Annotated in this window: 10 protein-coding genes; 7 read left to right on the top strand and 3 right to left on the bottom strand. The window is 59.2% G+C overall.

From position 1 onward, the window contains the following. Positions 1–44 precede the first annotated feature (44 nt). From ACQZ5F_RS13390 to ACQZ5F_RS13360, 7 genes are all read left to right on the top strand, one after another. On the top strand, positions 45–1,340 hold the full coding sequence (locus ACQZ5F_RS13390; RefSeq protein WP_448731253.1) for an ABC transporter substrate-binding protein: 1,296 nt from the start codon (positions 45–47) through the stop codon (positions 1,338–1,340). Positions 1,341–1,499: 159 nt separating this feature from the next. Then, positions 1,500–2,429: an ArsR/SmtB family transcription factor gene (locus tag ACQZ5F_RS13385; RefSeq protein WP_046800428.1), complete on the top strand. Its 930-nt coding sequence runs from the start codon at positions 1,500–1,502 to the stop codon at positions 2,427–2,429. Positions 2,430–2,549: 120 nt separating this feature from the next. Next, positions 2,550–4,061 (top strand): arabinosylfuranosidase ArfA, encoded by a 1,512-nt coding sequence (gene arfA / locus ACQZ5F_RS13380; RefSeq protein ID WP_225339053.1) that lies wholly within the window; start codon positions 2,550–2,552, stop codon positions 4,059–4,061. Between the two features lie 7 nt (positions 4,062–4,068). Beyond that, the gene (locus tag ACQZ5F_RS13375) at positions 4,069–5,142 is read left to right on the top strand and encodes an ABC transporter ATP-binding protein (RefSeq protein ID WP_225339052.1); all 1,074 of its coding nucleotides are present in this window, start codon (positions 4,069–4,071) and stop codon (positions 5,140–5,142) included. Positions 5,143–5,214: 72 nt separating this feature from the next. Further along, on the top strand, positions 5,215–6,489 hold the full coding sequence (locus ACQZ5F_RS13370) for an extracellular solute-binding protein (protein ID WP_137086209.1): 1,275 nt from the start codon (positions 5,215–5,217) through the stop codon (positions 6,487–6,489). 68 nt (positions 6,490–6,557) lie between these two features. Further along, a complete protein-coding gene (locus ACQZ5F_RS13365; protein ID WP_046800432.1) occupies positions 6,558–7,442 on the top strand; it encodes a carbohydrate ABC transporter permease in 885 nt (294 codons plus the stop codon). Next, positions 7,439–8,266: a carbohydrate ABC transporter permease gene (locus ACQZ5F_RS13360; protein WP_046800433.1), complete on the top strand. Its 828-nt coding sequence runs from the start codon at positions 7,439–7,441 to the stop codon at positions 8,264–8,266. The genes ACQZ5F_RS13365 and ACQZ5F_RS13360 overlap by 4 nt, the downstream gene beginning before the upstream one ends. Before the next feature lie 18 nt (positions 8,267–8,284). Here the strand turns inward: ACQZ5F_RS13360 and ACQZ5F_RS13355 are convergent, their stop codons facing one another. From ACQZ5F_RS13355 to ACQZ5F_RS13345, 3 genes are read right to left on the bottom strand one after another with little or no spacing between them, the layout of a single operon-like run. Continuing rightward, positions 8,285–9,409 (bottom strand): sn-glycerol-3-phosphate import ATP-binding protein UgpC, encoded by a 1,125-nt coding sequence (locus ACQZ5F_RS13355; protein ID WP_444562306.1) that lies wholly within the window; start codon positions 9,407–9,409, stop codon positions 8,285–8,287. A gap of 34 nt (positions 9,410–9,443) precedes the next feature. Continuing rightward, positions 9,444–10,328, bottom strand: a complete 885-nt coding sequence (locus tag ACQZ5F_RS13350) for an ABC transporter permease subunit (protein ID WP_046800435.1) — start codon at positions 10,326–10,328, stop codon at positions 9,444–9,446. Positions 10,329–10,335: 7 nt separating this feature from the next. After that, positions 10,336–11,226: a carbohydrate ABC transporter permease gene (locus ACQZ5F_RS13345; RefSeq protein WP_046800436.1), complete on the bottom strand. Its 891-nt coding sequence runs from the start codon at positions 11,224–11,226 to the stop codon at positions 10,336–10,338. Between the last annotated feature and the right edge of the window lie 54 nt (positions 11,227–11,280).

Below are 11,280 nucleotides of genomic sequence, written 5' to 3'. Positions count from 1 at the left end.
AATTAAGTAGTCAGTGAAAAATTTGCAAAACGCGGGAGGAGCAGATGCAAACTATCGACAGACGTGGATTTTTGGTGACGGCGGCGCTGGCCGGTCTTGGGGTTGCGGCGGGCGGTTTCCGCGCGCTGGCGGCCGAGACCACCCGTCTTCGTTGCGTGTGGTGGGGATCAGCCGATCGCAACAAGCGCACCAATGACGTTATCGCCCTTTACCAGAAGGCCGATCCGCAAACGGTGGTCAGCGGCGAAATGATCGCCGGCTCCGACTACTGGACCAAGCTTGCGACCTCGATGGCTGGACGCAATGTCGCCGATATCTTCCAGCTGGAACCATCCACCATCGCCGATTATTCCGGCCGTGGCGCCTGCATGGAACTAGATCAGTTCGTCGGCTCGGCGCTTGATCTTTCCAGCTTCGGCAAGAGCGAGATCGATCTTTGCCGCATCGACGGCAAGCTTTACGGTGTCGGTCTCGGGCTTAATTCCTTCTGCATGATGTATGATGCCGAGGCGTTGAAGGAAGCCGGCGTTTCCATGCCGGAAGGGCAGATCACCTGGACGGCGCTTGCGGAACTGGCGCGCGATTTCAAGAAGAACGGCCCGGCGCGGCGCAATTATTGGGCCATTCCCTATGGTGCGCGTTATCATTACGTCTTCGATGTCTGGCTTCGCCAGCGCGGCAAGCTGCTGTTTCAGGATGGCACCATCGGCTTCAACAAGGAAGACGCCAAGGAATGGTTCGCCTATTGGGAAAAGCTGCGTGAGGACAAGCTCTGCGTTTCCGCCGATATCCAGACGCGTGATGACAACACCATCGAATCCAATGCCTTGACGCTTGGCAATTCCGCCACCGGTTTTGCCTATTCCAACCAGCTTGTGGGTTATCAGGCGCTCAACAAGAAAACGCTGTCCATCGGCATGCTGCCGGGTGAGGGGGCCGGCAAGCCGACCGGGCATTATTACCGGCCGGGACTTATCTGGTCCATTTCGTCCACCTCCACCAATCCGGAAGCGGCGGCGAAGTTCATCAACTTCTTCGTCAACGATCTGGAGGCCGGCAAGGTACTTGGCGTGGAACGCGGCGTGCCGCCGGCAAAGAAGGTGCGTGAGGCAGTATTGCCGAGCCTCAATGAGACTGAGCGCAAATCGGTGGATTATATCGAAAGCCTGTCCGGAAAGACCGATGCCTATCCGGAGCCCGCCCCCATCGGTGCCAATGAGTTCGACCGTGGCGTGATGCGTCCGATTGCCGATTCGCTCGCCTTCGGTCGCGCCAGCGTGGATGAAGCGGCGCAGAATCTTGTCGACACCGGCACGCGGACCCTGCGCAAGCGCGGTTGACGACAAAGGGGCATCGCCACGTGGTCTCAAGGCTGCGTGGCGATGCCTTTTTCATGCCTTTAACTTTCAGATGTGCCTGAACGATAAACAACACTGGACAAGTATAGGGTATTTAAGCCAGAAATCCTGATCTGGATCGATAAATCTGAAGATTAGAGAATGGCCCCCAATTTCCTCCTGGTTGATGCTGAAAAAGAATTCGATGTCCTGAAAGCGGCTGCTTCGTTGATCCGCGTGCAGATATTGAAGCTGCTGCATGAGACGAGCGGTCTGAATGTCAACGAGATCGCGCAGCGGCTGGAGTTACCCCAGTCCACCGTTTCCGCCGGTGTGGCCGTTCTTGAAGAGGCGGGGCTGCTGCGAACCGAGACGCGCAAGGCGCGCAAGGGCAGCCAGAAAATCTGCTTCGCCACCTGCGACGAACTCATCGTTTCCTTCCGAAGACCCGAGGCGCCGGCGGCTTCCAATTACATTGCGGTGGCCATGCCGCTTGGTCTTTATACCCAGAGTTCGGTGACGGCACCCTGCGGCATTTGTTCGCCTGATGGTATTATCGGGCTTCTGGATGTGCCCGATACCTTCATGGATCCTGATCGCATGAAGACGGCGCTCTTATGGTTGACATCCGGCTTCGTGGAATATCAATTCCCCAATAATGCCAAGATTCAGGGCCGAAACGTCGAAGAAATCGAGTTTTCGATGGAGGTCAGTTCCGAGGTGCCGGGAACGCACAGCAACTGGCCGTCGGACATAACCCTCTCCGTCAACGGCAGGGAAATCGGCGTGTGGACCTCGCCGGGTGACTTCGGTGACAAGCGAGGGGTGTTCACGCCCGATTGGTGGAAACTCTCCGGTTCCCAATATGGCATGCTCAAAACCTGGCGCATCACCGCGCAGGGAACCTATGTCGATGGTACCCGCATTTCGGATGTGACGCTGGCGGATATCGATCTGGTGAGCCATCGTTCCATCCGCCTGCGCATCGAAGTCAAGGCCGACGCGAAACATCCGGGCGGGCTGAATATCTTCGGCCGGGGTTTCGGAAATTACGATCAGGACATCGTCCTGCGCCTGCGCACGGCAGACTGAGCCTTCAAATTTTAAAAGTATGATTTTCGCGGTTGACAGGCGCGGATTCCCTCGGCAACTATATTATCAAATATGGTTCATACCATATTTTAAGATATAAATGCGCAGGGAGGAGAGCCTATGAAAGCGCGGGTTTCAGTCCACCGGGATTTCCGGATTGGGCGTATCGACGATCGCCTATATTCCGCCTTCATCGAGCATATGGGGCGTGCGATCTATGGCGGGATTTACGAGCCCGGCCATCCGCAGGCGGATGAGAACGGCTTTCGCAGGGATGTCCTGAAATTCGTGCAGGACCTGAAAATTCCCGCCATCCGTTATCCCGGCGGCAATTTCGTTTCCGCCTATCGCTGGGAAGACGGTATCGGCCCGCGCGACAAGCGGCCTATTCGTCTGGACCTTGCCTGGCGGTCAAAGGAAACCAACCAGATCGGCATCAATGAATTCGCCGACTGGGCGCAGATGGCCGGCATCGAGATGATGCTGGCGGTCAATCTTGGTTCCCGCGGTCTGGATGATGCCCGCAACTTCCTTGAATATGTGAATTTTCCCGGCGGCACCGAGCTTAGCGATCTGCGCCGCAGCCACGGCACCGAGAAACCGCATGGCGTGAAGATGTGGTGCCTCGGCAACGAGATGGACGGCCCCTGGCAGATCGGCCACAAGACGGCGGTGGAATATGGCCGGCTGGCCAACGAAACCGCCAAGGCTTTCAAAGGCTTCGACCCGACAATTGAAGCGATCGTCTGCGGCAGTTCGAATGATGGCATGCCGACCTATCCCGAGTGGGAACGCGAAGTGCTGGAAGAATGCTACGAGAATGTCGACCACATCTCGCTGCACAAATATTTCGGCAATAACAGCCGCGACACGCTGAATTATTTCGGCAAGATCGAGGAAACCGGGCGTTACATCCAGACCATTGCCGGCGTCATCGATTATGTGAAAGCCAAGAAGCGCGCCAAAAACGATGTTTCCATCTGCTTCGACGAATGGAACGTCTGGTATCACATCCGCGAAGACGACAGCAAACGCATCAAGAGCTGGGATTGGCCGGAAGCGCCCGCCCTGCTGGAAGAGACCTATAATTTCGAGGATGCTCTCTTCGTTGCCGGTCTGCTCAATGAATTCATCCGCCGCTCGGACCGCGTGCGCATCGCCTGCATCGCCCAGCTCGTCAACGTCATCGCCCCGATCCGGGCAGAAAAGAACGGCCCGGCCTGGCGTCAGACAATCTATTATCCCTATCAGTTCGCCTCGCTTTATGGCCGTGGTGTTGCGCTGAATGTCGCGGTCGATTGCCCGACTTACGACTGCAACGCGGCTGACGATGTCAAATATCTCGATGTTGCAGGGGTCTTCAGCGAGGAAGAAGGCGTGGTGACGCTGTTCGTCCTCAACCGCCATCTCACCGAGGCGGCGGATATCAATGTCAGCCTCAACGGATTTTCATCAGCCAGCCTCAGCCTGCATCTTGCGATGGCGGGATATGACCTGCGGGTCGGAAACGGCCCCGACCAGCCCGACCGCGTCGTGCCGGTACCGGGCAGTGGCGTTGCCGTCGAGGATGGCGCGCTCAAAGGCTCCGTGCCGGCGTTGTCCTATCACGTGCTGCGCCTGAAGGTTCAGTGAGGCGGTGATGGGTGTCCGTCTCAACAATATCGCCAAGTCCTTCGGATCGTTCGCAGCGATCCGGGACGTCTCGATGGAAATCCCGACCGGCAGCTTCGCGGTGTTCGTGGGGCCTTCCGGTTGCGGAAAATCCACCCTGTTGCGCATGATCGCCGGGCTTGAGGAAACCAGCGGCGGGCGCATCGCCATTGACGACCGCGATGTTACCGCGGTCGAACCGGCCGATCGCGGCGTGGCCATGGTCTTCCAGAATTATGCGCTCTATCCGCATCTGACGGTGTTCGAGAACATGGCTTTCAGCCTGCGGCTTGCCCGCCGGCCGAAGGCGGAGGTGAATGAGAGGGTGGGCGAGGCCTCCCGTATCCTGCAGCTTGACGAGCATCTGCACAAAAGGCCTTCGCAGCTTTCGGGTGGCCAGAGGCAGCGTGTGGCCATCGGCCGCGCTATCGTGCGGCAGCCGAAGGTGTTCCTGTTCGATGAACCCCTGTCCAATCTGGACGCCGAGTTGCGTGTGCAGATGCGGCTGGAACTGACCCGGCTGCACCGCAAGCTCGGCGCGACCATGATCTATGTCACGCATGATCAGGTGGAGGCGATGACACTTGCCGACAGGATTTTCGTGCTGAAGGGCGGCATCGTGCAGCAGGCGGGCGCGCCGCTCACGCTTTATGACGATCCCGACAATCGTTTCGTGGCGGGTTTTATCGGATCGCCGGCGATGAATTTCCTGCAGGCCGATGTTGTGGAGCAGCGTGATGGCCAGGTGACGCTGGCGCTCGAAGGCGGTGAGCGGCCTCTCGAAGCGCGGTTGTCGCAGCCGGTGTCGCCCGGCCAGCGGCTCGAGATTGGCATCAGGCCGGAACATCTGGCGATCACGGATGAAGGCGTCTTGCCTGTCATCGTCGAGGTGGCCGAGGAGCTTGGCGATCTGTCTTACCTCTACACCCGCACCAGGGCGGGAAAGGAGCTTATCGTGCAGCGGCAGGGCTCCCGGGAACAGCTGGATGGCCGGTCCGTCTCGCTCAGCGCCTCGCCCGACAGGATCCTGGTTTTCGACGGCGACGGCCAAAGGTTGCGATAGGCGCGAGGAGGCGCCTTTCGATGCAGCAAACCATCCCCTGACGGGGTGTTTCAAGAAACGGGAGGAATAACGATGCGATTGATCAAGACATTGCTTATCGGCACGGTTCTGGGTTTGACCGCCATGCCGGCGCTTGCCAGGCAGGATATCATCTGGTGGGACTTTCTGGCCGGTGGTGACGGCGTGCGCATGAAAGCGCTGATCGAGGCCTTCAACAAGGAACATCCCGATATCCAGATCAAGGGCACGACGCTGGAATGGGGCGTTCCCTTTTACACCAAGGTCAGAACGGCCTCCGCGGTCGGTTCAGGGCCGGATATCATGACCTATCACCTGTCGCGCGCGCCGCTTGGCCTTGAAGAAAAGGTGCTGAGCGAAATCACCGCAAAGGATCTTGAGGATGCCGGGCTGAAGACGGAAGACTTCTTCAGCGCGCCGGTGGAGGCGGCCACGCAGGACGGCAAGCTTTACGCCGTGCCGTTCGATATTCACGCCCTTGTCCTTTATTACAACGCCGATCTTTTGAAGGGCTCTCCCTATCTCGATGCCGAAGGCAAGCTGACCGGCATCAAGACGATCGAGGATTTCGAAAAGGCGCTCGCCTGGGCGAAGGAAAATGGCGTCGAAACGCCGATCACCTATCAGTCGGGCGGTGAAGGCGGGGTCTGGCGGGTGTTTTACACGCTGCTGTCGCAGCAGGGTGGCGAACTCGTCACCGGTAAGGAGGTTCTGGCCGGCGACAATGCCGAAAAGGCCGCAAAAGCCATAGACACCCTGTCCAGATGGCGGGAAAACGGCTGGGCGCCGGAACAGGCGGAATATGAGGCCTCGGTGGCGCTGTTTTCCGCCGGCAAATCCGCCTTCCAGCTGAATGGCGTCTGGGAAGTGCCGACCTACAAGGATCTGGAAAAGAACGGCAAGCTCGGGTTCAAATGGAGTGCGGTGGAAGTGCCGCCTTTGATGGGCAAACGCGCCACCTGGGCGGATTCCCATGCTTTCGCCATCCCGAATGAAGGCGACAAGACGGTTTCCGGCGAAAAACGTGCCGCAGTCATGACGGTGATCGGCTGGATGGAAAAACACGCCATCAGCTGGGCCGATGCCGGGCATATTCCAGCCTATAAATCGATCACCGAAAGTGCCGAATATAAGGCCATGCAGCCGAACGCCACCTATGCCACGCTGGCGGAGGCGGCGGTGTTTGACCCCAAGACCACAATTACCGGGGTTGCCTCTCCGGCCTATGACGCGGCACTCAACGTCATCGCGCCGGCCATTCAGGGTTTTGTCGGCAGCGCGGAAGCCGTCGAGCAGATCCAGTCCGAACTTCAGGGCAAACTCAAGTAATCCACGCCTGCCCTCCGGCCCCAATGGCTGGAGGGCATCGCGCATGCGCAGAGGCCCGGAGGCATTCCATGGCAATGATTGAAAACCGGCGGAAGAAGTCGCTGATCGCGCTGTCGATGGTGACGCCATTCATCGTCGTCTTCGCCACTTTCTTCCTTTATCCGCTGATCGAGATGGTGCGCATCAGCTTTACCGATGCGCCGCTGATCGGTGAGGGAAACTGGGTTGGGTTTGAGAACTACGCGAAGCTGCTGGGCGACCGGCTGTTTGTCACCTCGCTCAAGAACAACGGTTATTTCGTTCTCTTGACCGTGGTGCCGACCACCATCATCGCGCTGATGATTTCACTCGCCGTCAGCCGGCTGTCGGGTATCGGGCAGACAATCGCCATGAGCCTGTTTTTCCTGCCTTACGTGCTGCCGGTCTCGGTGGTGACGGAAATCTGGGCATGGATGCTCGATCTGCAGTTCGGTGTTCTCCAGCCGGTCATTTCGCTGCTGGCGGGCAAGCCCGTCGCCGTCTTCAAGAACCCCTATTGGGTGATGCCGATGGTCGCTGTCGTCACCATCTGGTGGACGAACGGTTTTAACGTGCTGCTGTTCATTGCCGGCCTGCGCAATATTCCGACCGAGCTTTATGAAGCGGCGGCGCTGGATGGCGCGACGACCTGGCAACGCTTCCGCCGCGTCACCTGGCCGCTCCTGTGGCCCGTGACGGCACTTGTCCTGACGCTGCAACTGATCCTGCAACTGAAGATATTCGACCAGATCTACCTTCTGAGCGGCGGCGGCCCTTTCAATTCCAGCTTCGTGCTCCTCCTCAAGGTCTATCGCGAGGCCTTCCAGATGAACAATGGCGGTTACGCCTCGGCCGTCGCGACCGTGCTTTTCCTGTTGATTGTCATCGTTTCCGTTCTTCAGTTCCAGCTGCTGCGCATCCGGAGGAACTCATGAGCCCGACCCGAAAACTTGAGAATATTGTTCTCACCCTTTTGACCTTTTCGGCGGCGCTGGTGTGGATTTTTCCGCTCTACTGGAGTTTCGTCACGTCGCTTCGTTCCGATGAGAATGTTGCCGGCAATACATCGTTGCTGCCGGATGAGTTCCAGCTGGGCGCCTATGTGAACGCGATATTCAACACGCGGCTGCTGACCTGGTATGTCAATTCCATCGGCACCGCCGTCATCGTCACGGTCTCCGTCCTGTTCATTTCGATGCTGTGCGCCTATGCGCTGTCGCAGATACGCTTTCCGGGACGGCGGCTGCTCTATGGCATCGTGCTGGCAAGTTTCATGGTGCCGGCGCAGACACTTGTCGTCACGCAGTTCATCCTGATGAAGAACCTCAACCTCATCAACACCTGGGCCGGCATCATCCTGCCGCAGCTCATCACCCCCATCGTCATCATCGTCTACAAGCAGTTCTTCGACAGCGTGCCGAAGGAGATGCGCGAAGCGGTGGTGCTGGATGGCGGCGGCGAATACACGATCCTGTTCCGGGTCTATCTGCCGCTCAACTGGGGGATCACGACCGCCATGGCGATCGTGACCTTCATTTCCGTGTGGAATGCCTTCTTCTGGCCTTTCCTCGTCGTCACCTCGGAAAACATGATGACGATCCCCGTCGGCATTACTCAGGTCAACGACGCCTTCGGTGTCGCCTATGCGCGCCTGATGGCCGTTGCGATGCTGGCTGCACTGCCGGTCATCATCGCTTACGTCATCTTCCAGCGCCGCGTGACGGAGGCCATCATGATTTCGTCAGGCGTGAAGGGCTAAGCCGAAAGGCCTTGTCTTCTAGACTGCCAGCAATGCCTCCTTGCCGAGGTTACTGGTCTCGGTTGCCCCTTCCGTTTCGATCCGCTTGCCGGTGGCAGGGTCGAAGAAATGCAGGTGCGCAGGCGGCATGGTGAGGTGGATGCGCTGGCCGGGTTTGACAGAAAGGTCTTCGCCGATTGCGGCGGAGAAGGTTTCGCCGGCGATCTCGGCATGCACGATGCGGCCGGAGCCGAGCTCTTCGACGAAATCGACGATTGCCGGTACGCCTGGGCCTTCTTCCGTGCTGACAAGGCACTGTTCCGGGCGAATGCCCACCGTCACGTCGCGGCCGCGCAGTTCGAGACCGGTTTCAGGGAAGAGTTTGACGGCCGCGCCGCCCAGCATCACCGCAGGCGATTCGACTTCGACCCTTGTGGTGAACAGGTTCATCGCCGGGGAACCGATGAAGGACGCGACGAAGGTGGTGGCGGGGCGATGATAGATATCGAGCGGATGGCCGACCTGTTCGACATTGCCCTTGTTCATCACCACCAGCCGGTCGGCCAGCGTCATCGCTTCCACCTGGTCATGGGTGACGAAAACCGAGGTCGCGGACAGGCGCTGGTGCAGCTTGCGGATTTCGGCGCGCATGGTAACGCGCAGCTTGGCGTCGAGGTTGGAGAGCGGCTCGTCGAACAGGAAAACCTGCGGTTCGCGGATGATCGCGCGGGCCATGGCGACGCGCTGGCGCTGGCCACCGGAAAGGGCGGCCGGCTTGCGCTCCAGAAAATCGGTAAGGCCGACGATCTTTGCGGTTTCTTCGATGCGGCGCAGGCGCTCGGCCTTGGCGACACCGGCGACTTTCAGCGCATAACCGATATTGCCGGCGACCGACATATGCGGATAAAGCGCGTAGTTCTGGAACACCATGGCGCAGCCGCGCTCGCGCGGCTCGAGCTTGTTGACGACGCGCCCGCCAATGGCGATTTCACCTGATGTAATGTCTTCCAGCCCGGCGATCATGCGCAGAAGCGTGGATTTGCCGCAGCCCGAGGGGCCGAGGATAACGACGAATTCGCCGGATTCGAAAGAGAGATCCACGCCATGCAGGGTGGGTGTCTTGCCGTAGGATTTGCGGACCTGGCGGATATCGATCTGAGCCATGATGGGAAACCTTGTTGTTGAAAGCCGCGCGCCGTCACTTGTCGGACGAAACGAGACCGCGGACGAACCAGCGTTGCAGGAAGGCCACGACGAGAAGCGGCGGTGTGATGATGATGAGCGAGCCGGCGAGCGTGACGTTCCAGTCCGGCGTGCCGTCTTCGGCGGGCAAAAGCGCACGCAGCGACATCATCACCGTCTTGTAGGAAGGGTCAGTGACCATCAGCAGCGGCCAGAGATACTGGTTCCAGGCATAAACGAACATGATGGTGGTGAGCGCCGCCATGTTGGTGCGAGACAGCGGCAGGAGCATCTCCACGAAGAAGCGTATCGCGCCCGAACCATCCATACGCGCGGCTTCCGCCAGCTCGTCCGGGATGGTCATGAAGAACTGTCGGTAGAGGAAGGTGCCGGTGGCGGTGGCGACCAGCGGCAGGGTGAGGCCCGCATAGGAGTTGAGAAGGTTCCACTCCACCGTCACCTCGATGCCGAACAGGCCGAGAATGGAACGGAACGGCTGGAAAAGATCGGCGGCCACCGAATAGGTGGGAACGACACGCACTTCGAGCGGCAGCATCAGGGTGATGAACACCGTCCAGAAGAACAGATGTTTGAGCGGCGAGCGGAAGAAGACGATGGCGAAGGCGGTAAATGCCGAAAGGGCCACCTTGCCGATCGTGACGAGCGTCGCCATGATCATGCTGTTCCACAGCGCATTGCCGAGATTGGCGCGTTTCCAGGCTGTCTCGGCATTGGCGAGAAACTCGCCCTGCGGCATGAAATGAAACGGTACGCTGTTGACCTGGGTTATCGTCTGGCTCGCTCCGGCGATGATGACGACGAAGGGGCCGATGAGCAGAAGAAAGCCGGCAACCATCAGGATATAGGTCAGGGCGTCGGCATAGGGGGTGCGCTGGATCATCGCCGCCTCACTTGTAATGGACCTGCCGCTCGACGAAGCGGAACTGGATGAAGGTGAAAACCATGATGAGGCCGATGAGGACGAGGCTCTGCGCCGAGGCGCCGGAATAATTCAGCCCCTCGAAGGCTTCGCTGACGATGCGGTAGACCATCACCTCCGTGGCGCGGTTGGGGCCGCCTTCGGTGGTGGTGGCGACGATGCCGAACGTATCGGCGCCGACGAAACCCTCGGTCATCATGATGACGGTCAGGAAGAACAGGGTAGGTGCGAGCAGCGGCACCTGGATGTCTATGGCGCGGCGAATGGGGCCGGAACCGTCCATGGCGGCCGCTTCCGTCAGCGAGCGCGGCACGGATTGCAGCCCTGCGAACAGGAAGATGAAGGTGTAACCCGCCCATTTCCAGATGAAGATGACGATGACAAGGATCAACGCGTGTTCGCCATATTTGGCCGGGTTCCAGATGTCCGGCCACCAGGCGTTGAGGGAGGCGGCGAGACCACGCTCGGGTGACAGGATGAAGCGGAAGGCCATGCCGGCGGCAGGACCCGCGATGGCATAAGGCAGGATATAAAGCACCCGGAAGAAGCCGGAGCCGGGCAGCGCACGATCGACGCACAGCGCCAGAACGAGGCCGATGAGGATGGTGAAGAAGGGGCCGGCAATGGCGAAAACCATGCTGACGAGCACGGATTGCCAATAGAGTGGATCGAGGAAGGTCTCCTCGAAATTGGCAAGGCCGACAAATTCCGCAGCGCCGCCGAAGGGCGGCTCCAGCGTGAAGGCCCAGTTGATGACCGCTGCCACGGGCCAATAGAAGAACAGGAAGATCAGCAGAAGCTGCGGCAGGGCGAACAGCACGGGCAACCACGTGCTTTTGAAGACGGCGCGCTTTTCCATAAAAAACCGGCAATACTGGAGAAATGGGCGGGCTTGCCCGTAAAGCGTGAAGCG

The sequence above is a fragment of the Agrobacterium sp. 22-210-1 genome, from assembly GCF_053522525.1.
Note: the sequence above shows the minus strand (reverse complement) of the source record. Positions and strands in the feature narration are given on the sequence as shown.